The sequence below is a fragment of the Novosphingobium sp. genome (genome assembly GCF_030699305.1).
Taxonomy (GTDB): Bacteria; Pseudomonadota; Alphaproteobacteria; order Sphingomonadales; family Sphingomonadaceae; genus Novosphingobium.
Map to the genome: position 1 here is coordinate 189,661 of NZ_JAUYNB010000038.1, position 25,437 is coordinate 215,097.

Sequence of the window (25,437 nt, forward strand, 5' to 3'; positions counted from 1 at the left end):
GAGCACCGAACCTGCAAGCCTCGCCCGGCTCTCGATGAGCCTCCCCGCCGCACTGTTCCGGCAGCTCGACACCATGGTGGAGGAACGCGGTCTGCCCTCGCGCTCCCAGCTGATCGCCGAACTGATCCGCCATGCCCTGGCGGAACACGAAGCCTACACCCGTCCGGAAGAGATGCTCGCGGGGACCATCACCATCGTCTACCGCGGCGATCGCGGCCGCGTGCGCCATCAGCTGGCCCAGACGCAGGCCGAATATCTCAAAGAGGTCATCTCCTCCCAGCACGTCTTCCTTGAAGATGACCAGTCGCTGGAAGTCCTGCTGGTGCAAGCCCCCGCCGTGCGGCTGAAAGACCTGTGCGATGCGCTGCGCCGGGTGCGCGGGGTGCATCAGCTCCAGCTTGTCACCACCACCGCACTACTGCCGCCGCTGCATGAGCCGGACGGCAGCGAACTTGCCGAAGGAGCCGCCGCATGAGTGCCATCCTTGCCGATCCCAAGTCCGCCCGCGATCACGCCCGCAGCATGGCTGGCACCGTGGTCGATGCCATGCCGGTGCTGCCACCAGTTGCCGATGACTTGCCCGCCGACGTGCCGGCCAGCGAACTGGTGTGGGAAGAGACCATCGCGGCGGGCGGCTACGCGACCCGGCGGCTGGGGCGGGGCACGCGGCTGCGGCTGATCGACCTGCAGGGCGATGCCTGCGCGTCGCTGCTGTTGTTCAACGCCGAACTGCCGAGCGAACGGCTCAACGTCGCTGACACGGTCAAGGTCCAGTGGAACGCCTATCTTGGGCAGGGCAAGCTGCTGCTGTCCGATATGGGCCGCGTGCTGATGAGCTTTCTTGAGGACAGCGCAGGCACGCACGATGCGTTCTGCGGAACGTCCAACGCGGCAACCAACGCTGCGAAATATGGTGAAGGCCGCAACAGCGGCTCCTGTCCCAGCGGACGCGACCGCTTCCTCCTCGGCGCGGCAAAGCATGGGTTGCAGCGCCGCGATGTCCATCCTTGCGTGAACCTGTTCAAAGGCGCGGCAATTGCGGCGGACGGCACGATCGTTCCGCAGGTCGGTCCGTTTGCACCGGGCCGCAGCGTCATTCTGCGCGCCGAGATGGATGTAATCGTCGTGATCGCCAATTGCCCGCACGTGCTGGACCCGCGCGCGGCCTGGACGGTGTCGCCGCTGCGGGCGACCGCCTGGCGCGGACCGGCAACGCCTGAAGACGATCCTGTCCGGATGGCGACACCCGAAGGGCTGCGTGCCTTCCTGAACGTCGAAGACTATTTCCGCCGCTGACCTTTCCGCTGCTGAAAAGGAAACATTCCGCCATGAGCGCCGATCCCCATCTCTCCGGCCTGTCCGGCTCCGTTCTTCACGATGTGATCGTGCCCGCGCGGGCACCGTGGCTGCATCATCTCGCGGCCGGGCAGACGCTGCGGATTGTCGATCTGGAAGGCAACCAGGCCGTCGATTTCCTGCTTTACGCCACTGCCGATGATGCCGAGCGATACAGCGCCCAGGACACAGTGGCAGCGCAAGGCAACCTGTTCCTGCGCAAAGGCACGGTGCTGCGATCGAACGAAGGCCGGCCGATGATGGTCATCGCCGCCACGTCGGTCGATTACCACGATACCATCGGCGGGGCTTGCTCGTGCGAGTCCAACACGCTGCGTTACGGCCACCACACCAAGGCCGAGCACGCCTGCGTCGAGAACTTCCTGGAGGCGAACCTGCGGGAAGGGCGCGGCAAACGCGACATCGTCTCCAACATCAACTTCTTCATGAACGTGCCGGTCGAACCGGATGGATCGCTGGGCATTGTTGACGGGATTTCCGCGCCGGGGCTTACCGTGGACTTGCGCGCCGAGATGGACGTCACCGTGGTCGTGTCCAACTGCCCGCAGATCAACAACCCCTGCAACGGCTTCAATCCAACCCCCGTCCGCATGATTGTCGCCGCATGAGCTTCGACACGGTTCTCATTGCCAACCGCGGCGCAATTGCCACGCGGATCATTCGCACCTTGCGGCGCATGGGGCTGCGCTCTGTCGCGGTCTATTCGGACGCCGATGTGGACTCGCTGCATGTGGCCCTGGCGGACGAAGCCGTATGCATCGGCGGCGCCCGGGCCACGGAGAGCTATCTCAACGTCGCCGCGATCCTTGACGCAGCGCGCAAGACCGGCGCCGGGGCGATTCATCCCGGCTATGGCTTTCTGGCCGAAAACGCCGAATTTGCCGAGGCTTGCGCCGGGGCGGGGATCGTGTTCATCGGCCCGACGCCGGACAACATCCGCACCTTCGGCCTGAAGCACAGCGCGCGCGCGCTCGCCGCTGCCCACGGGGTGCCGCTGGCACCGGGCACCGACCTGCTCACCGATGAAGCCGAAGCGGCCCGCGCCGCGCAGGAGATCGGCTTCCCGATCATGCTGAAAGCAACCGCAGGCGGCGGCGGCATCGGCATGCGCATTTGCGAGAACGAAGCCGACGTCCGCGAAGGCTTTGCCGCCGTCGCCCGTCAGGGGCTGGGCAACTTCGGCGATGCCGGGGTGTTCCTTGAACGCTATATCCGCAAGGCCCGGCACATCGAGGTCCAGATCTTCGGTGACGGCCAGGGCCGGATCGCGGCGCTTGGCGAACGCGATTGCTCGCTCCAGCGCCGCAACCAGAAAGTGGTTGAAGAGGCCCCGGCGCCGCTGCTGCCGCCCGCCGTGCGTGCCGGGCTGATTGCCGCTGCGATCCAGCTGGGCGAGGCTGCGCGCTATCAGTCGGCCGGCACGGTCGAGTTCCTGTACGACGCCGAGCGCCAGGAGTTTTTCTTCCTTGAAATGAACACCCGCCTGCAGGTCGAACACGGCGTGACCGAAGAGGTCATGGGTATCGACCTGGTCGAATGGATGGTGCGCGGCGGGCTGGCGGATTACAGCTTCCTGGACACCGCCCCGACAGAACCGGTCGGCCATTCGGTGCAAGTGCGGCTGTACGCCGAAGATCCCGCGCTCGATTATCGTCCGACATCGGGCACGCTGACCGCCGTGGATTTTCCCGCCAACATCCGTGCGGAAACATGGTGCATGGCCGGTAGCACCGTCAGCATCTGGTATGATCCGATGCTGGCCAAGCTGATCGTTCACGCGCCGACCCGCGAAGCAGCCGTGACGGCCATGCAGACCGCGCTGGAGCACAGCCGGGTCGATGGCATCGAAACGAACCTGCGGTGGCTGCGCGATGTGGTCCGATCGCCCGCGTTCGTCAGCGGCGAGGTGTCCACCCGCGCGCTTGATACGGTCGCCTATCAGCCCCGCAGCATCCAGGTGATCAGCGGCGGCACTGCCACGACCGTGCAGGATTGGCCGGGCCGGCAGAGCCTCTGGTCGGTCGGGGTTCCGCCGTCCGGGCCGATGGACGATCAATCGTTCCGGCTTGGCAACCGCCTGCTGGGCAATCCCGAAGGCACGACCGGGCTTGAAGTAACGATCACCGGGCCGACGCTTCTGTTCAACGCGCCGGGCTCCATTTGCCTGACGGGCGCCGATTTCGGGGCAACGCTGGACGGCGAACCGGTTCAGCGCGGTGTGCCGATTGCGGTCGCCGCCGGTCAGACGCTGGCGCTTGGCCGGATTTCGGGCGGCGGTATGCGCGGCTATATCCTGTTCGCGGGCGGACTGGACATTGCGCCTTATCTCGGTAGCCGCAGCACTTTCGAGCTTGGGCAATTCGGTGGCCATGCCGCGCGCCGCCTGCTGGCGGGCGATACGCTCCATCTGGGCAGTGAGCGCACGGCCAGCGCGCTGGACGCGGCGGCGGCTCCGCTGCTCGCGAATGAATGGACCTTGCGCGTCCTCTATGGTCCGCACGGCGCGCCCGACTTTTTCACCGATGACGATGTCGACACTTTCGTCGCGGCCGAATGGCAGGTCCACTACAACAGCAATCGCACCGGCGTGCGCCTAATCGGCCCCAAGCCGCAGTGGGCGCGCAAGGACGGCGGCGAGGCCGGGCTGCATCCGTCCAACATCCACGACAATCCCTATGCCATTGGCGCGGTGGATTTCACCGGCGACATGCCGATCATCCTTGGTCCGGATGGCCCGTCGCTGGGCGGCTTTGTCTGCCCGTTTGTGGTCATCGCCGCCGATCGCTGGAAAATCGGCCAGCTGTCACCGGGTGACAAGCTGCGCTTCGCCCCGGTCAATGCCGAGGATGCTGTTGCAGCGGACACCCAGCAGCGCAGCCTGCTGGCGACCGGGAAGGGCTGCGTCGCCAGTCCGGCCCGGCCCATCAGCACGCTGTCACCGATCCTCTGCGAGATCGCAGCCGCGCAGCAGCGCCCGCGAACCGTCTATCGCCAGCAGGGTGATCGCAACATCCTGGTCGAATACGGGCCGATCGTGCTCGATATCGAGCTGCGCATCCGCGTGCAGGCACTGATGACCGAGCTTGAGCGGCTCGCCCTGCCTGGCGTGATCGACATCGTGCCGGGTATCCGCTCGCTGCAGTTCCATTTTGACGGCCAGACCATGACCCAAGGCGCGGCACTGGCCGCGCTGATCGCCGCCGAGGAGCGGCTGGGCGATCTGGAGGATTTCACCATCCCTTCACGCATCGTCCATCTGCCGCTCAGCTGGCGCGATCCGGCGACGATTGAAACGATCGAGAAGTACATGGGCGCGGTGCGCGACGATGCGCCGTGGTGCCCGGACAACATCGAGTTCATCCGGCGGATCAACGGCCTGCCCGATGTGGCGGCGGTCGAGAACCTGATCTTCGAGGCGAACTATCTCGTGCTGGGCCTGGGCGACGTTTACCTCGGCGCCCCGGTGGCAACGCCGGTCGATCCGCGCCACCGGCTGGTGACGACCAAGTACAACCCCGCCCGCACCTGGACGCCGCCCAATGTCGTCGGGATCGGCGGCGCCTATATGTGTATTTACGGCATGGAAGGTCCGGGCGGCTATCAGCTGTTCGGGCGCACGCTCCAGGTGTGGAATACCTATCGCCAGACCGATGCCTTCATCGAAGGCAAGCCGTGGTTGCTGCGCTTCTTCGACCAGATCCGGTTCTACCCGGTAAGCGCCGAAGAGCTGGCCGACTGGCGGCGGGACTTCCCCAGCGGACGGCGCTCGATCCAGATTGAGCCAAGCGAGTTCCGCCTCGCCGACTATCGGGCCTACCTGGCCGAAAATGCCGCATCGATCGCGACTTTCGAAGCCCGGCGGCAGGCCGCCTTTGACGAGGAACGGGCCGAATGGCAGCGGCGCGGCGAGTTTGACCGCACCGACAGCGCCGAGGTCGAAGTGGTGGAAACTGGCGTGGTCGATGTGCCGGACGGTGCCGATCTGGTCGAAGCGCCGTTCGGCGGCAGCGTCTGGAAGATGCTGGTGGCGGTTGGCGACGTAGTGGCAGCTGGCGAGACAATCGCCATCATCGAGGCGATGAAGATGGAATGCCGGATTGAAAGTCCGGGGGCAGGGACTGTCGCGGCGCTGTACGCTCAGGAACGCCAGCCGGTGCAACCCGGCGCGCCGATCCTCGCGCTGACGAGGCACGCATGACAATGCTGGACCGCCGCAGCGCAACAGCCATTGCCGCAGCCGTCAGCGCCGGACAGACCACTGCCGTCGCCGTGGCCGAGGAGACGCTGGCGCGCCTTGCCGCCTATGACCGCGTCCAGCCGCAGATCTGGATCAGCCGGGCGACGCCGGACGAACTGATCGCGGCCGCGCGCGCGATCGATGCCCGGATCGCGGCCGGCGAAGTGTTGCCGCTGGCCGGTGTCCCGTTTGCCGCGAAAGACAACATCGACGTTGCCGGATTTGAAACCACAGCGGCTTGCCCGGCCTTCGCCTATCGGCCCGAAGCGTCCGCCACGGTCATTGAACGGTTGCTGGCCGCTGGCGCATTGTGCGTGGGCAAGACCAATCTCGATCAGTTCGCCACTGGCCTGAACGGAACGCGCAGCCCCTATGGCAGCCCGCGCAACGCCTATAATCTGGCTTACGTCAGCGGTGGTTCAAGCTCAGGCTCTGCCTCCGCCGTGGCGGCGGGACTTGTCGCCTTCGCGCTGGGCACCGACACGGCGGGATCGGGCCGGGTTCCTGCAGCGTTCCAGCATCTGATCGGATTCAAGCCCAGCAAGGGGCGGTGGAGCAATCGCGGTCTGGTCCCGGCCTGCCGCACGCTTGATTGCATCACGATTTTTACCGACGATACCGCCGACGCGCGGCTGCTTGACCTGACGCTGGCCGGGTTCGATGCCGCCGACCCGTTTTCCAAGCCGCTGGCCAACCGCCCGCGCGGGCACAAGATGATCGGCGTCCCGCGCCGTGACCAGCGGATGTTTTTCGGCGATGCCGAAGCCGAATACCTGTATGATCGCGCGCTCGAAAAGTTCGCCGAACTCGGTGAACTGGTCGAGATCGATTATCAGCCGCTGCAAGAGGCGGCGCAGCTGTTGTACAGCGGGCCGTGGGTGGCCGAACGCACCGCTGCGACGGCCAGCATACTGGCTGATAACCCCGGCGCGATCGATCCGACCGTGCGCGAAATTGTCGCGGCTGGGCTGGATGTCAGCGCGGTGCAGTTGTTCGGCGGCATCTATCGCCTCGCCGAACTCAAGCGCCATGCCGACCAGTTGTGGGAAAGCATCGACCTGATGGTCTTCCCGACCACGGGCACGACATACCGCGTGGCCGAACTGCAAGCCTCGCCCATCGCACTCAATAGCGCGCTGGGGTTCTATACGAACTTCGTGAACCTGCTCGACATGGCGGCAGTGGCGGTACCCGCCGGGAGCAGGTCGAACGCCACTGGTTTTGGCATCACCCTGATCGGTCCGGCCGATTCCGACATCGCCCTGCTCGGTGCAGCCGATGCCTATCTCTCGGTGGCCGCACTCCCCGCGCCGCCGCCACTCGATCTGGAGGGTAAAATGCAGACTGTGAAACTCGCCGTTGTCGGGGCGCACCTGAAGGATATGCCGCTGCACTGGCAACTGACCTCGCGCGGGGCAAAGTTCGTTGGCGCGTTCGAAACCGCGCCGACGTACCGGCTTTACGCCATGGCGGACAGCGTGCCGCCCAAGCCCGCGCTGGTTCACAGCGATGATGGCGGCGCGATCGCGGTCGAAGTCTACGAACTCGGCATCGCGGAATTCGGCAGCTTCGTGGTCGAAGTCCCGGCCCCGCTGGCCATCGGCACAGTGACGCTGGCCGATGGATCGAGCGTGAAGGGATTTGTCGCCGAGCCGCGCGCCTTGACCGGCGCACAGGACATTACCGACTTGGGCGGGTGGCGCGCCTACATTGCGCAGCGCACCTGAATCCAGACCATTCATCAGCACGACGAAAGGGCAATTGATGCAAAAGCTTCAGAACATCGCCACGGCAATTGCGGCAGGCATTTCCGCGATCTCAGGCCCTGCGCTGGCACAGCCGGAAAAAGTGATCGAGGTTCCCGGCTTCGCGGACTTTCTGGCGGTTGACGGTGACAGTGTCTGGGCGACGAACGATGGCCGGGTCGAGCGTTGGTCGCGTGAGGGCAAAATTGCCGGGGTGGTCATGTCCAAACCCTGCGGCGCGATGACCGTTTCCGAAGGCAGCCTGTGGGTCGCCGATTGCAAGGAAGGCGCGCTTGTCCGGATCGATACGCAGAAGGCCGAAAAGATCGCCACGATCCCCACCGGCATCGCCAATCCCAAGGGCGAGCTGAACGTCGTTGCCGGGGCGGGATCGATCTGGGTGGCCAGCGATCAGCGAGGGACCGTGGCACGGGTGGATCCCGCAACCAACGCGGTCATCGCGTCGATCGCGGTCAATCCCGGCACGCACTATCTGACTTTCGGCTTTGGATCGCTGTGGGCGGTCAGCAGTGAGAGCGGCGCGATCCAGCGCATCGATCCCGCGACCAACGCCGTCGTCAAGACGACCGCGCTGGGCAAGGAGCCCGGCTTTCTGGCTGCTGGCGAAGGCGCAGTCTGGGTTCAGGAACAAGGTGATGGCACCGTTGCGCGGATCGACCCGCACAGCGGCGATGTCACGGGCCGGGTCAAGGTTGGCGCCGTGCTGAAATACGGGGACATCGATACCGGCGCGGGCATGGTGTGGCTGCGCACCACCGAGGAGCAGACTTTCGTGGCGATCGATCCGCAGACGCTGGCGATCCGGGCGCGGGTGGGCAAGGCGGAAGGCAGCGGTGCGCTGCGCTTTGCCTGCAGCGGCGTGTGGACTTCGGCCCACGATGTGCACACCCTGACCTGGTGGCCGGATCCGCTTCAATACACGAAATGATTTCAGCCGGTTAACCTGTTCCGCGGCGGTGGCTGCCGGCCGCGGAACAGGTTTGAAAGCTCAGCAACGCTCAGCGCGGTTTAGCGCAGCGCTGCGAGCTTTACGGCAACACCGCCGGCCTTGCTGGCCAGCCGGGTTTCGATCTGGGCGCGGACATCGGCCACCACTGCGGTCCGGCATTCCTGCGCCTTGTGTTCCAGCGACAGGTGCACGCCGGCAACCCGATCCCCGCACACAGCGCGCGCGGCCTGATCGAGCCGAATGGCCAGACGCTGCTGGCCGTCAGCCGACGAGAGGTCGAGCCCTTCGAGGTCAAGGACGGCCTGGTCCTGGGCAAAGGGGTTCTGGTTCGCGGGTGCGGCAGACGCCGAGGCTGCGAAAGCGAGAGTGGCAAGCGACACGAGTGCAATTTTCAAGATCATCTCCTGCGGAAAACGGACGCCGCTCTGTGGCAGCTGCCATCTCAATAGCAACAGGAGTTGAAAGTTTCAATACTAAACCAGCAATTGTTGTTTTATTACTCTACTGCACAAGGGTTATTACTTCACCCGAACAATCACCATCGCCAGGTTCTCTGCCTTGCCGAGCAAACCGATCGGCAATCTGGCATCGCGCGACACGCCTGCGACCGACACCGTGAGCGTCCGCGCATAAGGTACGGACCATGCGCGAACCGTCTCGACGGGTACGCGGACCCGCCAGCGGCGCGCGCCTTCGGCTGCCACCACATGGCCGTTTATGCTGATCGACGCAGTCGTGTCAGCGCGGCGGCCAGAGATCAGCAGGCAGCTTTCCGAACCACATTCGACCAGCCGCGCACTGGGTGCAGCGGGGTCTGTTGCCAATGCAGGCGCGGCGCTGGCGGCCGCCAGCAGTCCGCTCAGCACCAGCATGTTAAATCGTGCCATTGGCATGGGCTCCTTTCATTCGGTGGCGATCCCGGCTTGTGCAAAGAAGCGCTGCACCGGCGCGAGGATCTGGGCATGGCGCTTCCAGCGCCCGACGGATTCCGAGAAGATCGGACGGCGGACCTGGGCGGCGCTGGGCGTCGAAACCGGGGCGTCGTTGGTGTGGAAGGCAAGGCAGTCATCCGCCCAGTCGAGCCCGCAATGGTCCAGCAGCAGGCGCGTCTGGCCTTCCTGATCGGCGATCAGGTCTTCATAGTGCAGTTCCAGCACGCGCCCCGGCAGCGCCGACCGCCACAGGGCCATCAGCCGGTCAAAGCGGGCATAGTAGGCGGCGATGTCGAGCAGGTCGTAGCTGTAGTCATAATAGCGCGAGCTGACCGCAAACAGGTTGCGGAAGTTGCTGAGCACCGTGTCCATGGGATTGCGGCGCAAACAGACGATCCGCGCCGATGGCAGCGCCCGCGCAATGAAACCGGCATAGTGGAAGTTGCCCGGAAACTTGTCGGTAAAGCGCAGCGCCGGATCGCGCCGGTGGTGGCTGGCCCGCTGCAGGAAATCGCGCCCGATATCGCCCATGTCGGCGCGCGCGGCGGCGGCGATCGTTGCCGGATCCATGACCGCCGGATTGCGGGTGCCAGCGGCCTGTTTCACCGCCAGCGACATGGCCTGCAATTCGCCGGCGCTTTCGACCGCGGGGTGCGACGAGATGATCCGGTCGACCAGCGTCGTGCCGGTCCTGGGCATGCCGATGATGAAGATCGGCGCTTCGGCGGAAGGGTCGCTCGCCGGTGCCTCCCGCAGCAGCGGCCAGCTCGCTTCGATTGCATCGAACGCCGCTTCATCGCGCGCGAAAGTATAGGGTAGGCTGCGGCGATGCTCGGCATTGGCCGCGCACAGCGTATCAAGCGCCGCGTCCGGCTCGCCGATATCCTCCAGCTCCTTGGCCAGCGCATAGCCAAGCAGCAACCGGTCGCGCCCATCGCGTGACCGCGCATGGGTTTTGCCGAGCCGCGCGATGTGGTTGTCTGCGGGGCGTTGCTTGCGCAGCGCGGAGAGCAGATGGTGCGCGCGGGCCTGGTCTGGTGCCAGCGCGATCAGCGCTTCCAGCGCGGCTTCCGCCTCGTCCGTCCGCCCCAGAAAGTTGAGCGTGACGGCTTGGTTGTAGCGGTATTCGGTGTTGCCGGGCTGCAACCGCACCGCCTCGGCGAAATGGCCGAGCGCTGCAGCATGATCGCCGAGCCGGGCATAGACGCAGCCCATCGTGTCGCGGCTTAACGCATCGGCCGGCGGTGCCTGTTCGGCAGCGTGCAGCGTTGCTGCGGCATCGCCGTCGCGGCGGACCAAAGTAAACAGCCGGGCGAGCTGGGCGCGGTATTCGCCTTGTGGATCGATCGCGACGGCGTGGTCCAGATAGCGGATGCCAACCTGGATCCGGCCCGCGCTGGATTGCGCGATGCCGAGCAGAAAAAGGCCTTCTGCATCCTGCGGATTTTCAGCCAGCACGGTTGCCGCGAACTGCTGAGCTGCGTTCATATCGCCCCGGCCCAGCGCGTGACGCGCGGCTTCGATCCGTCGGGAGCGGACAGTGCTCATGTCGCGGGCGCGCCTCCAGCGTTGATCTGCGCCGGGTTGGTGGCCAGGTCGCCCGACTGGGCTTGCCCGTCCGTGGCTTCACCTGCCGCGCGCCGGGCCTTGTACTTGTCGATCAGGGGCTGGAACGGGAAGATCGTCTGTTCCCAGATGGTCAACCGCTTGCGGTCATCCTGGCCCACAACCACGCCTTCCCCTTCGCGGTAGGTGCCAAAGATGCGATCGAGCAGGATCAGCGAGTTGCCGTAATTGCAGCGGGTGTTCTCGTAATCGGTCGAATGGTGCAGGCTGTGATGCCGGATCGTGGTGAAGAAGAAGGAATACCAGATCGGCGGGTTGGACCGCACGTTGGCATGGGCGAAGACCGCGATCGAGCCCATGGTGTTGATTCCGGCGAACAGGGCGGTCTTGTCGAAGTCGAACAGCGCGAGGACACTCAGGCTGATCAGGAAGAGTTCGATCGGGTTGCCGACCGCGCCCTTGGCGGCGTTAAGTTGGGTCAGGTGGTGATGCGGTGCATGCGTCAGCCAGAACGGCGTCGAATTGTGCATCAGCCGGTGCATCCAGTACTGCCCGAACTCAAGAATGACGATGACCATGGCAACCTGCGCCAGCCACGGCATCTGCGTGATCCATTGGGTGGTGATGCCAAACTGCGCCTTGATCGCCAGCAGCGGATCTTCGGCCAGGGTCTGCGACAGCCACGCGATCACCGTTGCGCTCAACACGACATAAAAAAGGTCGGTGAAGAACTCCTGCCGGTTCATGCGCCAGCCGGAATGGCGCTCGTGGACCATTTCAAGCAACAGCACGACGACCACGATCAGCGGTGAGGTGATGGCAAGCGCCCAGGGATGATCGGTCAGCGCCTTTGGCCCAAACGCCCAGAACATCAGGATAACCGCGATCATCGCGGGGGGAATCAGATTGAAAACCTTATCCTTGACGCTCGTGTTCATGCTGCAACTCCGTTCAGTCTCTGAACTCTGCGCTGCAGCGCGTCATACGGGCAGGGGTAAATCCTCGATGAAAGGCATAGATTTTAGCTATGTCCTGCGCAGCGCGCGGACGCGGCGAAACACTTCATCCCAGAACAGCTGTGTTGCTGTGTCGCGGGCGGGGTCGGCGCGGGCCAGCAGATAGATGTCGTACGACGGCTCGAAATCGGGGTCGAGCATGGGCCAGAGCCGGCCTTTGGCGACTTCGCCCTCGGCCGCGAGGACGGGGAGAAAGCCGATGCCGACGCCATGCGTGATCAGCCGCCGCGCCTCATTGATGTCTTCCGCCAGCCCGCCGACCCTGGTTCCCAGTCGATAGCGTCGGCGCAAGTTCGTGATCAGTTCGATCTCGTCCTGGCCGGTCAGCACGAACGGTTCGTCCTTGAGCTCGCTCAACCGGCTGACGCGGTATCCGAAGTAGGGGCTGCTGCGCGAGCAGTAGAGCTGCTGCCGCTCCACCAGCAACGGCTCGTACATCAGATTGCCGCGCACGCTGCTGTCATAGCTGACGCCGATCTCCACTTCGCCCTGCTCCAGCGCATCGAGCACGGCGCGCCACGGCGAGACACGGATTTCGATATGGATGTTGGGATTGCGGCGGTGGAAGCTGGCGATCGCCTCGTCGAATTCAGGCGAAACGAGCCCGGATACGATCTGGATGCGAACCAGCCCTTCGACGCGCTTCGTCGCCTGGGCGATCTGGTGCGGCATCATCCGCGCCGATTCGAGCATGTCCTCGCACAGTGCCATCATCGCCTTGCCGGCCGGGGTCATCTCCACGCCGGTTGCGGTGCGGATCAGCAGGGTGGCGCCGACGTGATCTTCCAGCCGCTTGAGCGCGGCGCTGATGCTGGGCTGCTGCCGGTTGATCTGGCGGGCCGCCGCACCAATGCCGCCCGCCCGGACGATGTCGACGAACGTGCGCATCAGGTTCCAGTCGACCCGGCTGGCGAACTTCTTGTCGATCAGTGGCACGCGGTCACTCATGCCGAGGTTGCTCCTGCGCAGTTGGGGGCGTGCCCGTTGCATGGCACGGTTCGCCTGATTAGCGGCTTTGGCCGGTGGTCATAGATCAAATCGATGAAAAATGTAAAATTCGGATGTCCGGCGATATGCCCCCGTGGACTGTCACCTTCGTCCGGAGGTGTCGGCCTGATCCGAACTGTTCCATGCGGGCCAGAGCGTCCCTTTTGCCCGCGCTGAGACTGAGGGCATGAGGCATTGCCACTCGGCCAGCGCGCCCTGCTCGTCATCGGGAAATACTTGCCGATTATTATGGGCGGGTGCTGTGCGATTCCTGTGGTAAGCATTCGCCAGCCTTGCTGGGGGAGGCCCTGTTCTGGCGCCAACGCTTCATCGCGGCTGGTTCCATCCAATTCTTCCCGGGACAGTGAGGTTCCAAGGGCCGCATCCGTTCGGCCGGGAAAGGATAGAGCAGGGGGGCAAGGGCGTCTAAGCCATCAACCAAGGAAGATGACCCCTGTGCCGTTAAGACTCATCCAGATTTTGCCGGTGATCCTTGTCCTGACTGCCGGGTGCAGCGGTTCAGAGGTTGCGGAACCCGAAGCTCAGTCAAAACTTTCTGACGTCCCCCCAAGCATTTCAGCTGCGGAATTGGAAGGAGAGTCCCAAGCCTTACACGTCCGCGACTTCTACGCAAAAGCCGGCTGGGCGGCCATTTGGTCGCCGCGTACAGAGCAGGCATTGACGACCGCGCTCGAACAGCGGTCAGGACACGGGCTGGACCGGGTGCAATTCCTGCCGGACCTGTCAAAGCGCTCCGCCGCAGCACGCGAGATTGCGCTGACCGGGGCTGCGCTGATGTTCGCAGACGCGCTGGCTCGCGGTGTGGCTGATCCGGCAAAGCTCTACAAGAACTATACCCATCCCCGCCCTGAAGTGGATCTCGCATCCGGGCTGGTCACAGCGGTTCGCGCAGGACGTGTGGCTGCGTGGCTGGATAGCCTCACGCCGGATACCGCCGAGTATCGCGCTTTGGCGGACGCTTACCGGCAGCAGCAAAAGGCGGCATCCCAGGAGAACGTTGCGCGAATCGCCAGCGGCGACCTGATCCGTCCGGGCGACCGCGATCCACGCATTGCCCAGATCGTGACCGCGCTCGTCGAAAATCGCTACCTGGCCGCGCCGGGAGCGGCCAGCGAGCCGCCGCCGCAGGCCGGAGATGGCGCCGTTTACAGCGCTGATATCGTGACTGCCGTGAAGGCCTTTCAGCACGACTACGACATCGCTGATGACGGGGTTATCGGCGCCGATACGCTGGCCATTCTCAATGTTCGGCCTGGCGACCGGGCGCGGTCGATAGCGGTGGCGATGGAACGCTTGCGCTGGCTCACGCGGGAACCCGCAGCGACGCGCATCGACGTGAATACGGCGGCGGCCGAACTCACCTATTTCCGTGACGGCAAACCCGTCGATCAACGCAATGTCGTGGTCGGCAAGCCGGGCAATGAAACGCCGCAGTTATCCACTTCGATGTTCCGACTGGTTGCCAATCCGACCTGGACCGTGCCGAAATCGATCCAGCAAGGTGAACTGGCCGGAAAAAGTGCAGCCTATTTCCGGCGCAACAACATGAGCTGGCGCAACGGCTGGATCGTTCAAGGATCTGGCCCCCGCAACTCGCTTGGTCTGGTCAAGTTCGACCTGCAGAACAGTCTGGCGATCTATCTGCACGACACGCCCGCCAAATCGCTGTTCGACAGGCACCAGCGTCAATTGAGCCATGGCTGCGTGCGGGTCAGTGACGCACTGGGCTTCGCGCAAATGCTGGCCGAACAGCAGGGCATAACGGCCCAATGGTCGCGGGCGCGTGCGACCGGCAAGATCGCGTATGTAAAGTTCCCGCAGGCAATACCGGTCCGGCTGCTCTACCGCACGGTCTATGTGAGCAAGGCCAATCAGGTGACGTATCGAACCGATCCCTATGGCTGGAATGTTGCCGTGGCAGAGGCGCTCGGCTTTGGCAAAAATGCCGGCAAGCGGTTCAGGAGCGAGATCGACGACATCGGGCCGTGATCTGCTGCCAGAACGATGTGATGATCGGTTGAAGTGCCGCCTGAAAGCCGCTCCTGACATCAGGGGCGGCATCATGATCGGGGCGCGGCCCCTTCCGGCCACCTCGTGGTTAGCATGGCGGCTCATTATCCAGACCTGGTCGCAAAACGCCTGCTCAATGGCGTTGGTCACGGCGCACCAGAGGAAAGCCCCGATGCCGTGTCAGCCGAACTGATCGGGTTCCTCAACGCGCTAACCGGTCGCGGTGGGTCCGGCGGATCGCCCGTGGCGAAAGACCAGACCAGCGGCGCACTGCACGGGTAAGCGCGCTGGTTTCGGAATACTGGAGGATCTCTGCGATCTCGGCGACCGAGAGGTCGGATTCGGCCAGATAGGATCGCGCCAGTCCGGCGCGGACCTGGTCCAGGATGACTTCGTAACTGGTGCCGCATTCGGTCAACCGGCGTTGCAGGGTGCGGCGCGAAAGGCGCAGCAGCCGGGCCGCAATGGCCAGATTGATCGGCGCGAACGGCAGCATCGCCCGGACCAGCGCTTCGGTCCGCAACCCGTCCAGCCCCGGCGCCAGCCGGGCCGCATCCCCAAACCGCGCCGCCAGCGAATCGTGGATCGCATGATCCCCTTCAACCGTGCGCATCGCCAGCAGGACAGGATCAAGCAGCATGGCGTTGCGATCAGCGTTGAACACCACATGCTCGCCCAGCAGGCGGCGGTGCCAGGATCGGTCCGGTGGCGGGGAATGCCGCAAATAGAGTGTTTCGGGCCGCCAGTCCGGCATGTGACGGCGGATTTCCCGGATGATCACGCCAAACCCCAGCTCGATCACATGGCGCTGATATCCCACGGTGTCGGCGGCCAGCTCATACGTCAGCAAAGTGCCGGCCGCTTCCTTGTGCAGTCCGACAATCGTCCCCTGGGTATGGAGCGGGAAGTAATCGACCAGATCGCCAAGCAGCTCGTCCACGGTTGCGGCGCTGTTGAGCAGGGGGGCCATCGCACCGAACAGCGACAGGCTCTGGCGTAAGCCCAGCCGCAGGCCGAACGCCGGTTCCGCCAGTTTTCCCGCCGCCAGCTCCAGCAGCGCGACCACGCCTTCAACCCGCATCGGCAGATCGGGATTGGCCAGCGGACGCAGCGGCGCACCCGCTTTTCGGGCCAGCGCGCGGTAATCGCCGCCCAGTTCGGCAACCAGTTCCGGCGCCACTTCCAGCACCCCGCTGCGGACCCACCTGACCATCGCCCGAGCAAAGCATTTTGGCGCGCAAAGTCAACTTTTCTGTGCGTCGCTACAGTATCCCTGATGCCAGAGACGATTCTGGAGGGGATGTCTGATGGCTTTACCAACGCGACCGGCTGCGGCCTGGTTGTTCGCCGTGCTGTTGTTGATTGGCGCGGGCCTCACCGCCTTTTTTGGCCTGAGCGCCAATGGGTATCTGGTCCCGGCCGCGATGCTGGCGATCATGGCGGCGCTGCTGTGGCTGGGCCGGGCCGGTGGGCTGTTCAAGGCCGTCGCGATCATCAATTTGATCAGCGGCGCGGTGCTGGTGCTGACCCTGGCCTTTGGCGACGTTCTGGGTGACCGCAAGCTTGATGTGTCAGGCGTTGCGCTGCTCGTCAATCTGCTGACCGGGGGGCCGTTGCTGGGTTTGCTCGCGCCCGGTCTGTTGCTGGGCCTGCGCACCGGCAAGGCCCTGAACCAGTGGTTCAACCCCGCTGCAATTGCGGCCTGAGGGGAGTGCAAGCGATGAAGAAAGTTGTCACCACGCTGGTCGGTTTCACCGTCCTGATGCAGCCGCTGCTGGCGCAGGCCGCCGCTTTTTCCGGCAAAGTCACGCTGGCCGATGGCCAGCCCGCCTATGGCGCCATGGTCACGGTGTTCGATGCCGCCGGGGAAAGCCGCCAGACAGTCTATACGGCGGCTGACGGATCTTACGCCATCCGCACGCCCTATGCCGGCAAGCTCAAGGTCCGGGCGCGTCTGGCCGGTTCCCCGGACACGCTGAGCGAGCAGCAGGCGAGCGCCACCGGTTCGGCCCGGCTCGATCTGGCGCTGGGCAAGTTTGCCGACCAGACCGCGATGAATGAAAGCCTGTCGGCTTCGGCCTTCAACGCCCGGCTGCCCTGGCCCGATGTCAAACGCGATCGTCCGGCATTTGTCAGCCAGTGCAATTATTGTCACCAGATGGGCAATTCGTGGACCCGCATTCCGCGCGACCACGAACAGTGGATTGCCGAAGTCGACAAGATGGAAGGCCTGTTGGCGATGCCTTCGCGGGCGCAGTCTGCGACAATCGCGCAAACGCTGTGGAAGGGTTTCGATGGCAAGCCATTTGCCGCCCAGCAGAACTATGGCGCCAGCGCCGAGCTATCCCGCGGCAAGGTTCGTGAATGGCTGGTCGGCGATGGCTATACGTTCATTCATGATGCGGACGTCGCCAAAGACGGGCTGCTGTACGGCACCGATGAAGGGCACGACATCCTGTGGACGCTTGACCGCGCCACCGGCAAGATCGAACGCTATCCGCTGCCTGACATCGACTTGCCGCGCGGCGGGATTTTCTCTGGCATGAAGCTGCCGATTGGCCAGTTCACCGGCAAGCACGGGCCTCATTCAATGGCCCAGACCAGTGACGGTCGAATCTGGATCACCAACGCGCTGTCGAGCACGTTGATGTCGTTCGATCCTGCAACCAAGCAGTTCAAGACCTATCAGGTCGGTCACGATTCGCTCTATCCGCACACTGTCCGGGTGGATCAGGATGATATCGTCTGGTTCACGATCGTGGCGTCCAATCAGATGGGCCGGTTCGATCCCAGGACCGAAGAGATGACCGTGATGCGGCTGCCGCACAACGGCTTCATCCGGTGGACCACCGATATGCTGTTCCCGACCCTGATGCGGATCGGCAGCTGGTTCCCCGATCAGGCGGTGCACCTCAACCTTTCCACGCATCGCTTCTTCGGAGAGCGCATCCTGGCCTTTCCCTATGGGATCGATGTCAATCCGGTTGATGGCAGCATCTGGTACGCCAAACTCTATGCCAGCAAGATCGGGCGGATCGATCCCAGGACGATGGAAGTGCGGGAATGGGATACCCCCATGCTCGGTCCGCGCCGACCACGGTTTGATGCCAAGGGCATATTCTGGATCCCGGCCTTCGATGAAGGCGGGCTGATGCGGTTCGACCCCAAATCGGAAACGTTCGAAACCTTTCGTATCCCCGTGGTCGGCAAGGATGAATACGAAACGCCCTATGCGCTCAACGTCGACAAGAAGACCGGGCAAGTGTGGATGGCGGCCAACAATTCGGACCGGATCATCCGGTTCGATCCGGCGACCAGGACGTTCTTCACCTATCCCAGCCCGACCCGCGTAACGGTGCTGCGCGACTTTTCGTTCACCGAAGACGGGCAGGTCTGCTCATCCAGTTCGAACATGCCAGCCGCTGCAATCGAAGACGGGCGGCCCAACTTCGTCTGCATCGAGCCGGAAGGCGGCGCGGCCGATCGCGCCGCGTTGGGGAGCTAGCACCCGTGCAGCGCCAGTTGCGCATCAACGGGCTGATGTTCAACGTCCTTGACGAGGGCGAGGGGGAACCCGTGCTGCTGGTCCACGGCTTTCCCGATGATCATACCGTCTGGCGCAAGCAGATCCCGGCGTTGGTTGCCGCGGGCTACAGGGTGATTGCGCCCGACACCCGGGGCTGCGGGCAAAGCGATATGCCGCCGCAGACCCGTGACTATGCGCTCGGCAATCTGGTCGCGGATCTGATCGGCATTCTTGATGCGCTGGAAATCGGCAAGGTCACACTGGTCGGCCACGATTGGGGCGCGATCATCGCCTGGACTCTCGCGGCGCGGCATCCGGAGCGGGTTGAGCGCTATGCCGCACTGTCGGTCGGACACCCGGCTGCCTATGCATCCGGGCCGATCGAACAGAAACTGAAAGGTTGGTATGTCCTGATGTTCCAGCTTCGCGGCATTCCGGAGTGGCTGAGCAAGGCGGGCAACTGGTGGTTCTTGCGCAAGTTTACCGCCCAGCCAGAGGAAATCGGCCACTGGATTGCCAATCACCGGCGGCCTGGACGGCTGACTGCCGGGATCAACTATTACCGCGCCAATTTCAGCCTGTTGCTGCGGCCCGACAAAACCAGCGTCCGGATGCCGGTTCTGGGCATCTATAGTGACGGCGACCGCTATCTGGCTGCGGAACAGATGCGCAGCAGCGCAGCCTATGTTGATGCCCCGTTCCGGTTTGAAATCATCAAGGGCGCCGGACACTGGCTACAGATCGATGCGCCAGACCGGGTCAACGCCCTGCTGCTGGCATTCCTCAAGGAACCCGTGAAATGATCAAGCGCTTCCGGTTTGAACTGATACTCGCCGTGGTTTTGATGCTGTTTGTTGCCTGGACATGGCACAAGCAGGAACCAAACGCGGCGCTGACGAGGGCTGAAACCGATCGTTACCTGGCCATCGTCAGCGCGAAGTTTCCGATGCCCGACCGCATGGACAGGCCCGCAACTCTGGCGCGCCTGCGGGCTTTCGCAGAAGGCGATGACGGGCGCGACGTCTATATGCTGAACCTGCTGCGCTTCAATGACCGGATGGCGTCAGGCCCGGCCCCGGCGGGACGGTTCAAGGGAACCCCGGAAGAAGCCAACGCGATCTACGAAGACAATGCCAAGCCGGTCCTGATGAAAAGCGGGGCATTTCCGATCTTTTCCGGCAAAGTCGAAGAAGCCAACGCGATCGGCGGGTTCGACCGCGCTGAAGATAACTGGACCCGCGTCCTGATCGTTCACTACCCCAGTCGCCGCCACTTCTTTGACCTGCTGACGGACCCGGAATACCTCAAAAAGGCCGACTTCAAGAGCTATTCCATGCACATGGCCCTGGTTCCGGTGAAGCGCGAACTGGTCGTGCCGGACTTTCGCCATCTCGCTCTGGCCGGAGCGATCATCCTGTTCCTGCTCATCGCCCTGATCCGGGCGCTGCGGAGTGCGCGCCGATGAAAGCCGTTATTTGCCAGAACGCCGAACTGCGGGTCGAAGTGGTTCCTGATCCCGTCCCTCAGCATGGTCACGCGCTGCTGAAGGTCCTGCGCTGCGGGATTTGCGGATCGGACCTGCATATGCGCCATCACTGTGACGCAATGAAAGCCGTCAACGACCGGCTGGGCTATCCAGCGCTGCCCAGGGCCAGCGATGCCTTTGTCTTTGGCCATGAAATCTGCGCCGAAGTGCTCGACTATGGGCCGGGCACGACGCGGAAGCTCAAACCGGGCACGCGGGTTGTCGCGCCGCCGATGGTGCGCTGGGGCAGGGACATCGACATGGCGGGGCTCTCGGCCCGGTCGAACGGCGGCTATGCCGAACTGATGCTGCTGGACGAACTGGTGCTGATGCCGGTGCCCAACGGCCTCTCCGCCGACAGGGCAGCGCTGACCGAGCCGATGGCCGTGGCCTGGCATGCGGTGCGCCGGTCTGAAGTGAAGAAAAAGGACGTTGCGGTCGTGGTGGGCTGCGGGCCGGTCGGCCTGGGCGTCATCGCGATCCTCAAGGCGCGCGGCGTTGGGACCGTAATCGCCAGCGATTTCTCGGCCGGCCGCAGGGCGCTGGCGAAAGCTTGCGGAGCCGATGTGGTGATCGATCCGCGCGAGGGTTCGCCTTATTCCAGCTGGGAAGACTATGGCTGGGTAACCAGTTTCGGGGGCCTGCTCGAACTGGCGGTCGGCACGCGTGAGGCGCTGGAGAAGCTGCCGGTGCCGTGGTGGACCGCATGGCGTCTGGCCGAAGCGCTGGGTCAAACCCCCAAACGGCCGGTCGTGTTCGAATGCGTCGGGATGCCCGGTGTGATCAATTCGATCATTGACGGCGCCCCGCTGTTTTCGCGCATCGTGGTGGTCGGCGTGTGCATGCAGGAAGACCGGATCGAACCGGCCATCGCGATCCAGAAGGAAATCGATTTGCGGTTCGTCTTCGGCCATTCGCCGCTGGAGTATCGCGATGCGCTGCACATGATCGCCGACGGCAAGGTGCAATGCGCCCCGCTGGTGACCGGCGTGGTCGGGCTGGACGGCGTCGAAGCCGCCTTTGCCGCGCTCGGCGATCCGGAAACGCACGCCAAGATACTGATTGATCCGGCCAGTGCAGCCACCGAGCCAGTATCAACCGGGATTAAATAATATAATGAAATCATGTGATTATGCCGCACCTATGCAGCATGATCCGATCACGGCAAACGCAATGCTGGCCAACTGCCAGCACCCGATACTCTCGGCCCGGCGCAGCGCATCCGGGAGGTTGGCATCCCCGCCGCCGTCAAGCAAGGCCGCCACATCCGCAGCCCGCTCCAGAACCGGAGCGGGATCGGCGATCCCGTCACCACGCGCCGGATCGGGCACGGCCTGCGCACCCGGCCAACGCCGGTCCCGCGCCCCAATTTGGTAAACTGATACCGTAATGCGTGGCACCGTAATGCGTGGCACCGAAATGCGATCCACCGTAATGCGATGATTGTCATTGATCGCGGTCATCCTGTCGGCTTGGTGGCAATCGCCCCCTGTATCGGACAAGACGCATGAACCCGAATGACATCATCCAGATCGGCCCGCTGGTGATGGCGCTTGATCGCCTTGTGGCGATGGCGCTCATCCTCGGCTTCCTTGCCGGGATGGACTGGATCGTGCGTCGGTTTTCCATCGCGGGCTGGCAACCGGCTGGGCTGGCGCTGCTGGCCGGCCTTGTCGGCGCACGGGCAGCCTATGTCTGGATCCATCGCGAGAGCTTCGCGCTCGATCCGGTTGTCGCGCTACAAGTGTGGCTGGGAGGCTGGGTATGGAGCGCGGGCGTGGCGACAGCGGCGGTGACGCTGGTCGTGCTCCTGCGCAGACCTCGCCCGATTGCGGCGGGACTGGCGCTGCTGGGCATGCTTTCTGCGGTGTGGTGGGCCTTTGCCGAGCGACCGGCGCCGCGTTCCGCGATCCTGCTTCCCGCAAGCTTGCGCATCGACACAGTGCAGGGCAGCAGCATCACGGCAGGCGATCTGCGCGGCCGACCCGCGGTGCTGAACCTCTGGGCCAGTTGGTGCCCGCCCTGCCGCCGCGAGATGCCGATGCTGATCGACGCAGCAAACCGGGAACGCCGCGCAGCGGTGCTTCTGGTCAACCAGGGTGAACTGCCGGCCACGGTTCACGCCTTCCTTGAAGGCTCGGGCCTTTCGGCGCGCCACGTAGCGCTCGATCAGGATGGCATACTGGGCGCAATCGCCGGTTCCCCAGCCCTGCCGACGACGCTGTTTGTCGCCGCTGACGGCACCATCCGGCAAGCCCATGTGGGAGAGATTTCGCGGGTTCAGCTCGATATCGCGATCCGCGCGCTGTCGCGGGCAGATGGACCGCAGCAGTAAACGCACGGGATTACGGTGACACTGCACTAAATCCCGCTCTGGCGTCATCGGCCAGCGGATCGCCGCGCCGCGCTAGGCGTTTGACCGCTCGGCCAGCAGCAGCCGACCCGGACCAAGCAGCGCCAGCACGTCGCCGATGTCATCGTGCGAAACGGTGAAGCAGCCCAGGCTGCGCCCGACCCGGCCCGATGACCGGGCCATGCCTTCGCTGACGTAATCCGCGCTGTGGATCACGATCGCGCGGGCCAGCGCCTGATCGTTCTGCGGCTCAAGCCCCAGCACCCGGCGCGAACGGCCATACTTGCCGATATAGGTATCGCCGATCACGAAGCTGCCGCCGGACGAGGCGTTCGAGCCGGGGCGGTTGGAAAAGCGTTGCAGCACGCCGGTATTGGCCGGATCGGACCCCCGCCCATGCGCGACCAGCAGGTCTGCCAGCACCCGCCCATTGCCGATATCGACGATCTGGAAGCGCGGCACGCCCGATGCGGCACTGAAATCAACCAGCCCGATCCGGTCGCGATACGGCACCCGTGCCCCATGCGTCAGCAATGCGGACCTTGCCCGCGCCAGCAGAGTTGGCATTGTGTCCACCCGGACGGAAGCGGAGGCGGATGCGGAAGCGGACGGTGCGGCGGGGATGATTGCGCTGAGGCCGATCGCACTGACGCCCACTGCACCCAAGCCAAGTCCGCCGATAAAACGACGTCGGTTTATTGTCATGCGAAGCTAACCCGTATTATTGTTTGACCTGATCTGGGAACGGTCGCTGCAAATTTCAAACGGAAGAATCAAAAAATGCGAAAAAAGTTCGGGTTCTCGGGGGTGATTTCCATAATTATATCAATCGCTACTGCGCCGCATGTGCAGGCTGCGGAATGGAATGTCGAACAGGCCCGCCAGCTGCGTGAATTGACTTCGGCCGCTTTTGAAGATGCGCTGCCGATACTGGATACCACCTCGCTCAGCCGCGCCATCGAACAAGGCCGCGGCCCGGCGCTCGACGTGGTGGCAACCGACCTGGCGCTCCGCCTCGCCCAGGCCCACCTGCTCGGCACCGCCACCCCTGCGCAGCGCAGCGGCTGGCAAATCCCCGACACCGACCGCGCCATCAACCTCGCCGACTGGCTGGAACGCGCCCTGGCCGCCGATGGCTTGCGCACCTTCTTCGCCGCCCTGCGCCCGGCCCACCCCGACTACGCTGCCCTGCGTACGACTTTCCTCAACGAACGCGATCCCGACCGCAAACTGGCACTGGCCCGCAACATGGAGCGCTGGCGCTGGCTTCCCCGCCAGCTGGGCGAAGAGCATGTGCTGGTCAACGCCCCCGCGTTCGAAGCACGCCTCCTGCGCAGCGGCAGGATCGCCGGGACCTGGCGGGTGATTGTCGGCAAGAGCTCGACCCCCACGCCGGTCTTCGCGGCGAAGATCACCGGGGTCACGATCAACCCGTGGTGGAACATCCCGGCCAGCATCGTGCGTGAAAAGCGCGGGCGCTTTCCCGCCAGTCAGGGCTATGTCCACACCGGCGGACAATGGCGTCAAAAGCCGGGCCCCGGTAACGCGCTGGGCCAGATGAAGCTGGTCATGCCCAACCCCTACACCGTCTATCTGCACGATACCCCGTCCCGCCAACTGTTCGAGCGGGACGTCCGCGCCTTCAGCCACGGCTGCGTCCGCACCGGCGATGCGATGGGCTTTGCCGCCGCCCTGCTGGAAGGCACGGCGACCCGCGCCGAACTCGACGCGACCGTCAGGTCGCTGAAGACGGTGACCATTGACCTGCCCCAGCCGCTACCTGTCTACATCACCTATTTCACCGCCGCTCCTGCCGCCGACGGCACGGTCACCTTCTACCCGGATATCTACCGCCGCGACGCCCGCGTCGGACCCGTCACCGCACCGGGCGGAACCTGCGGAGTATAGGTAGGGTGGGAGGTGCCAGTCTGATGCGAACCGTTCTCTGCCGGTCAAACCGCCACGCTGAAGCCATGAGGTTTTGCCGCACCGCCAAAGTGGCAGGGCCGAGAACTCCCGCCAGCCGTTTCGCCGAAGAGAGCGGGCGATGCAGCGACAGCGGGAAGCGGATAACCATCAATGGCAGTGGGAAACTACCCACAATCGAAGGCCGGAGACATGACACTGCTGAACCGCATAGTGTCCATTTCGCCAGCAGCGCTTTCATGCCATTACTGCGCCGATGCGTTTCAACGGCCTTGATCTTAACCTGCTATCCGCTTTGCACGTCTTGCTGGAGGAGGGCGGCGTTTCCCGCGCGGCCCACCGGATGAACGTCAGCCAGCCCGCAATGAGCGCGGCGCTGGGCCGATTGCGCGAGTTCTTCGATGACGAATTGCTGGTTCCGGTCGGTCGCCGCATGGTGCCCACTGCCCGCGCCGAAGGGTTGCGGCCGCTGCTGACCCAGTTTCTGGGCACTGCGGAAGAAATGATTGCCGCATCGAGCAAGTTCGAACCCGCCGTCGCCAGCCGCCGGTTCCGCATCAGCGCATCAGACTACATGGTCACTGTACTGATCGGGCCACTGCTGGAACGCCTCGCGGCCTGCGCGCCCGGTATCCAGCTGGATTTGTTCCCCACCGGTCCGGAGCAGACGCAAGGGCTGGAAAAGGGCGAGATCGACCTGGTGGTCAGCCCGGCCAACTTCCTGTCGCGCGCGCATCCGAGCGAACTGCTGCTGGTGGATGAACATGTCGTGCTGGGCTGGAACGGCAATCCGGCGCTGGCGCGTCCGCTGGACCGCGCTGCCTTTCTGGCGCTTGGCCAGGTGGTGACCCGCTTTGGCGGCGGGCGCGAAAAGTCGTTTGCCGAGCAGCAACTGGGCGAATTTGCCCGGCTGCTGCGGATCGAAGTCACGACGACCAGTTTTTCCAGCGTGCCGCGGTTGCTGGTCGGGACACAGCGGATCGCGGTGCTGCAAAAACGGCTGGCCGATGCGTTCTTGCCGACGTTGCCGATTGTGGCCCAGCCCGTGCCGTTTGACCTGCCGCCCTTGACGATGATGGTGCAATACCATTCCGCCCGCGCGTCCGATCCGGGCATCGCTTGGCTGGTGCGCCAGATGCAGGCAGCGCTGGCCGATTGATTGCAATCAGTTTTGGTTATGGAATCCTATTCGATCAATTCATTTTCTCTATGAAATGCCGTCGGGCATAACCAGCGCCAAGTCAGGGCAGCGATTCTGACTGGATTT

At 64.2% G+C, this 25,437-nt stretch carries 23 protein-coding genes; 15 read left to right on the forward strand and 8 right to left on the reverse strand.

All coding sequences use genetic code 11. The annotated features are described in order from the left end of the window. The first annotated feature begins 34 nt into the window (after nucleotides 1–34). From Q8Q53_RS15550 to Q8Q53_RS15575, 6 genes are read left to right on the forward strand one after another with little or no spacing between them, the layout of a single operon-like run. A complete protein-coding gene (locus Q8Q53_RS15550; RefSeq protein ID WP_371136575.1) occupies nucleotides 35–475 on the forward strand; it encodes a CopG family ribbon-helix-helix protein in 441 nt (146 codons plus the stop codon). After that, nucleotides 472–1,296, forward strand: a complete 825-nt coding sequence (locus tag Q8Q53_RS15555; protein WP_305702698.1) for an urea amidolyase associated protein UAAP1 — start codon at nucleotides 472–474, stop codon at nucleotides 1,294–1,296. The genes Q8Q53_RS15550 and Q8Q53_RS15555 overlap by 4 nt, the downstream gene beginning before the upstream one ends. Before the next feature lie 32 nt (nucleotides 1,297–1,328). Continuing rightward, a complete protein-coding gene (locus Q8Q53_RS15560) occupies nucleotides 1,329–1,964 on the forward strand; it encodes an urea amidolyase associated protein UAAP2 (protein ID WP_305702699.1) in 636 nt (211 codons plus the stop codon). Beyond that, a complete protein-coding gene (gene uca / locus Q8Q53_RS15565; protein WP_305702700.1) occupies nucleotides 1,961–5,554 on the forward strand; it encodes an urea carboxylase in 3,594 nt (1,197 codons plus the stop codon). Before Q8Q53_RS15560 ends, uca begins: the two co-directional genes overlap by 4 nt. Further along, nucleotides 5,551–7,320 carry an allophanate hydrolase gene (atzF, locus tag Q8Q53_RS15570; protein ID WP_305702701.1) on the forward strand — a complete coding sequence of 590 codons (1,770 nt, stop codon included), beginning with the start codon at nucleotides 5,551–5,553 and terminating at the stop codon, nucleotides 7,318–7,320. Before uca ends, atzF begins: the two co-directional genes overlap by 4 nt. A gap of 37 nt (nucleotides 7,321–7,357) precedes the next feature. Then, entirely contained in the window at nucleotides 7,358–8,287 is a 930-nt protein-coding gene (locus Q8Q53_RS15575) for a YncE family protein (RefSeq protein WP_305702702.1), read from the forward strand. An 80-nt stretch (nucleotides 8,288–8,367) separates the two neighbouring features. Here the strand turns inward: Q8Q53_RS15575 and Q8Q53_RS15580 are convergent, their stop codons facing one another. The 5 genes from Q8Q53_RS15580 to Q8Q53_RS15600 form a co-directional block, all read right to left on the reverse strand. Then, nucleotides 8,368–8,709 carry a UrcA family protein gene (locus Q8Q53_RS15580; protein ID WP_305702703.1) on the reverse strand — a complete coding sequence of 114 codons (342 nt, stop codon included), beginning with the start codon at nucleotides 8,707–8,709 and terminating at the stop codon, nucleotides 8,368–8,370. A gap of 117 nt (nucleotides 8,710–8,826) precedes the next feature. Continuing rightward, the gene (locus Q8Q53_RS15585; RefSeq protein ID WP_305702704.1) at nucleotides 8,827–9,195 is read right to left on the reverse strand and encodes a hypothetical protein; all 369 of its coding nucleotides are present in this window, start codon (nucleotides 9,193–9,195) and stop codon (nucleotides 8,827–8,829) included. Nucleotides 9,196–9,210: 15 nt separating this feature from the next. Next, nucleotides 9,211–10,788 carry a tetratricopeptide repeat-containing sulfotransferase family protein gene (locus Q8Q53_RS15590; RefSeq protein ID WP_305702705.1) on the reverse strand — a complete coding sequence of 526 codons (1,578 nt, stop codon included), beginning with the start codon at nucleotides 10,786–10,788 and terminating at the stop codon, nucleotides 9,211–9,213. Then, a complete protein-coding gene (locus Q8Q53_RS15595) occupies nucleotides 10,785–11,744 on the reverse strand; it encodes a sterol desaturase family protein (protein ID WP_305702706.1) in 960 nt (319 codons plus the stop codon). Before Q8Q53_RS15595 ends, Q8Q53_RS15590 begins: the two co-directional genes overlap by 4 nt. A gap of 87 nt (nucleotides 11,745–11,831) precedes the next feature. Next, nucleotides 11,832–12,770 carry a LysR family transcriptional regulator gene (locus Q8Q53_RS15600; protein WP_305702707.1) on the reverse strand — a complete coding sequence of 313 codons (939 nt, stop codon included), beginning with the start codon at nucleotides 12,768–12,770 and terminating at the stop codon, nucleotides 11,832–11,834. A gap of 486 nt (nucleotides 12,771–13,256) precedes the next feature. Between Q8Q53_RS15600 and Q8Q53_RS15605 the strand changes: the two genes are divergently transcribed. After that, nucleotides 13,257–14,819 carry a murein L,D-transpeptidase gene (locus Q8Q53_RS15605; RefSeq protein ID WP_305702708.1) on the forward strand — a complete coding sequence of 521 codons (1,563 nt, stop codon included), beginning with the start codon at nucleotides 13,257–13,259 and terminating at the stop codon, nucleotides 14,817–14,819. Nucleotides 14,820–15,042: 223 nt separating this feature from the next. Here the strand turns inward: Q8Q53_RS15605 and Q8Q53_RS15610 are convergent, their stop codons facing one another. Further along, complete coding sequence (locus Q8Q53_RS15610) at nucleotides 15,043–16,053, reverse strand: AraC family transcriptional regulator (RefSeq protein ID WP_305702709.1); 1,011 nt, start codon at nucleotides 16,051–16,053, stop codon at nucleotides 15,043–15,045. A 94-nt stretch (nucleotides 16,054–16,147) separates the two neighbouring features. Between Q8Q53_RS15610 and Q8Q53_RS15615 the strand changes: the two genes are divergently transcribed. Genes Q8Q53_RS15615 through Q8Q53_RS15635 form a run of 5 tightly spaced genes read left to right on the forward strand, consistent with a single transcriptional unit; the run spans nucleotide 16,148 to nucleotide 21,003 of the window. Beyond that, nucleotides 16,148–16,546 (forward strand): hypothetical protein, encoded by a 399-nt coding sequence (locus tag Q8Q53_RS15615; protein WP_305702710.1) that lies wholly within the window; start codon nucleotides 16,148–16,150, stop codon nucleotides 16,544–16,546. 14 nt (nucleotides 16,547–16,560) lie between these two features. Then, nucleotides 16,561–18,345 (forward strand): carboxypeptidase regulatory-like domain-containing protein, encoded by a 1,785-nt coding sequence (locus tag Q8Q53_RS15620; protein WP_305702711.1) that lies wholly within the window; start codon nucleotides 16,561–16,563, stop codon nucleotides 18,343–18,345. A 5-nt stretch (nucleotides 18,346–18,350) separates the two neighbouring features. After that, nucleotides 18,351–19,169, forward strand: coding sequence for an alpha/beta fold hydrolase (locus tag Q8Q53_RS15625; protein ID WP_305702712.1), 819 nt, complete (start codon nucleotides 18,351–18,353; stop codon nucleotides 19,167–19,169). Continuing rightward, on the forward strand, nucleotides 19,166–19,831 hold the full coding sequence (locus Q8Q53_RS15630) for a hypothetical protein (protein ID WP_305702713.1): 666 nt from the start codon (nucleotides 19,166–19,168) through the stop codon (nucleotides 19,829–19,831). The genes Q8Q53_RS15625 and Q8Q53_RS15630 overlap by 4 nt, the downstream gene beginning before the upstream one ends. Continuing rightward, complete coding sequence (locus Q8Q53_RS15635; protein ID WP_305702714.1) at nucleotides 19,828–21,003, forward strand: zinc-binding dehydrogenase; 1,176 nt, start codon at nucleotides 19,828–19,830, stop codon at nucleotides 21,001–21,003. The genes Q8Q53_RS15630 and Q8Q53_RS15635 overlap by 4 nt, the downstream gene beginning before the upstream one ends. 18 nt (nucleotides 21,004–21,021) lie before the next feature. Here Q8Q53_RS15635 and Q8Q53_RS15640 read toward each other — a convergent pair whose 3' ends face one another. Beyond that, the gene (locus Q8Q53_RS15640; protein WP_305702715.1) at nucleotides 21,022–21,354 is read right to left on the reverse strand and encodes a hypothetical protein; all 333 of its coding nucleotides are present in this window, start codon (nucleotides 21,352–21,354) and stop codon (nucleotides 21,022–21,024) included. A gap of 44 nt (nucleotides 21,355–21,398) precedes the next feature. Here Q8Q53_RS15640 and Q8Q53_RS15645 point away from each other — a divergent pair, with 44 nt between their 5' ends. After that, on the forward strand, nucleotides 21,399–22,226 hold the full coding sequence (locus Q8Q53_RS15645; RefSeq protein WP_305702716.1) for a TlpA disulfide reductase family protein: 828 nt from the start codon (nucleotides 21,399–21,401) through the stop codon (nucleotides 22,224–22,226). A gap of 72 nt (nucleotides 22,227–22,298) precedes the next feature. On the opposite strand, the gene Q8Q53_RS15650 is transcribed toward Q8Q53_RS15645, so the two are convergent. Continuing rightward, a complete protein-coding gene (locus Q8Q53_RS15650) occupies nucleotides 22,299–22,811 on the reverse strand; it encodes a murein L,D-transpeptidase catalytic domain family protein (protein ID WP_305702717.1) in 513 nt (170 codons plus the stop codon). A gap of 279 nt (nucleotides 22,812–23,090) precedes the next feature. Here Q8Q53_RS15650 and Q8Q53_RS15655 point away from each other — a divergent pair, with 279 nt between their 5' ends. Beyond that, a complete protein-coding gene (locus tag Q8Q53_RS15655) occupies nucleotides 23,091–24,152 on the forward strand; it encodes a L,D-transpeptidase family protein (RefSeq protein WP_305702718.1) in 1,062 nt (353 codons plus the stop codon). 274 nt (nucleotides 24,153–24,426) lie between these two features. Then, nucleotides 24,427–25,329 carry a LysR family transcriptional regulator gene (locus Q8Q53_RS15660; RefSeq protein WP_305702719.1) on the forward strand — a complete coding sequence of 301 codons (903 nt, stop codon included), beginning with the start codon at nucleotides 24,427–24,429 and terminating at the stop codon, nucleotides 25,327–25,329. Nucleotides 25,330–25,437 lie beyond the last annotated feature (108 nt).

Excerpts from the sequence above, each read along its gene's own strand:
- Q8Q53_RS15590 (WP_305702705.1), bottom strand. The coding sequence starts at position 10,788 with ATGAGCACTGTCCGCTCCCGACGGATCGAAGCCGCGCGTCACGCGCTG.
- Q8Q53_RS15580 (WP_305702703.1), bottom strand. The coding sequence starts at position 8,709 with ATGATCTTGAAAATTGCACTCGTGTCGCTTGCCACTCTCGCTTTCGCA.
- Q8Q53_RS15620 (WP_305702711.1), top strand. The coding sequence starts at position 16,561 with ATGAAGAAAGTTGTCACCACGCTGGTCGGTTTCACCGTCCTGATGCAG.
- Q8Q53_RS15605 (WP_305702708.1), top strand. The coding sequence starts at position 13,257 with ATGACCCCTGTGCCGTTAAGACTCATCCAGATTTTGCCGGTGATCCTT.
- Q8Q53_RS15640 (WP_305702715.1), bottom strand. The coding sequence starts at position 21,354 with ATGACCGCGATCAATGACAATCATCGCATTACGGTGGATCGCATTTCG.
- Q8Q53_RS15550 (WP_371136575.1), top strand. The coding sequence starts at position 35 with ATGAGCCTCCCCGCCGCACTGTTCCGGCAGCTCGACACCATGGTGGAG.
- Q8Q53_RS15635 (WP_305702714.1), top strand. The coding sequence starts at position 19,828 with ATGAAAGCCGTTATTTGCCAGAACGCCGAACTGCGGGTCGAAGTGGTT.
- Q8Q53_RS15645 (WP_305702716.1), top strand. The coding sequence starts at position 21,399 with ATGAACCCGAATGACATCATCCAGATCGGCCCGCTGGTGATGGCGCTT.
- Q8Q53_RS15575 (WP_305702702.1), top strand. The coding sequence starts at position 7,358 with ATGCAAAAGCTTCAGAACATCGCCACGGCAATTGCGGCAGGCATTTCC.
- Q8Q53_RS15555 (WP_305702698.1), top strand. The coding sequence starts at position 472 with ATGAGTGCCATCCTTGCCGATCCCAAGTCCGCCCGCGATCACGCCCGC.
- Q8Q53_RS15610 (WP_305702709.1), bottom strand. The coding sequence starts at position 16,053 with ATGGTCAGGTGGGTCCGCAGCGGGGTGCTGGAAGTGGCGCCGGAACTG.
- Q8Q53_RS15630 (WP_305702713.1), top strand. The coding sequence starts at position 19,166 with ATGATCAAGCGCTTCCGGTTTGAACTGATACTCGCCGTGGTTTTGATG.
- Q8Q53_RS15585 (WP_305702704.1), bottom strand. The coding sequence starts at position 9,195 with ATGGCACGATTTAACATGCTGGTGCTGAGCGGACTGCTGGCGGCCGCC.
- uca (WP_305702700.1), top strand. The coding sequence starts at position 1,961 with ATGAGCTTCGACACGGTTCTCATTGCCAACCGCGGCGCAATTGCCACG.
- atzF (WP_305702701.1), top strand. The coding sequence starts at position 5,551 with ATGACAATGCTGGACCGCCGCAGCGCAACAGCCATTGCCGCAGCCGTC.
- Q8Q53_RS15615 (WP_305702710.1), top strand. The coding sequence starts at position 16,148 with ATGGCTTTACCAACGCGACCGGCTGCGGCCTGGTTGTTCGCCGTGCTG.
- Q8Q53_RS15600 (WP_305702707.1), bottom strand. The coding sequence starts at position 12,770 with ATGAGTGACCGCGTGCCACTGATCGACAAGAAGTTCGCCAGCCGGGTC.
- Q8Q53_RS15650 (WP_305702717.1), bottom strand. The coding sequence starts at position 22,811 with ATGCCAACTCTGCTGGCGCGGGCAAGGTCCGCATTGCTGACGCATGGG.
- Q8Q53_RS15560 (WP_305702699.1), top strand. The coding sequence starts at position 1,329 with ATGAGCGCCGATCCCCATCTCTCCGGCCTGTCCGGCTCCGTTCTTCAC.
- Q8Q53_RS15595 (WP_305702706.1), bottom strand. The coding sequence starts at position 11,744 with ATGAACACGAGCGTCAAGGATAAGGTTTTCAATCTGATTCCCCCCGCG.
- Q8Q53_RS15660 (WP_305702719.1), top strand. The coding sequence starts at position 24,427 with ATGCGTTTCAACGGCCTTGATCTTAACCTGCTATCCGCTTTGCACGTC.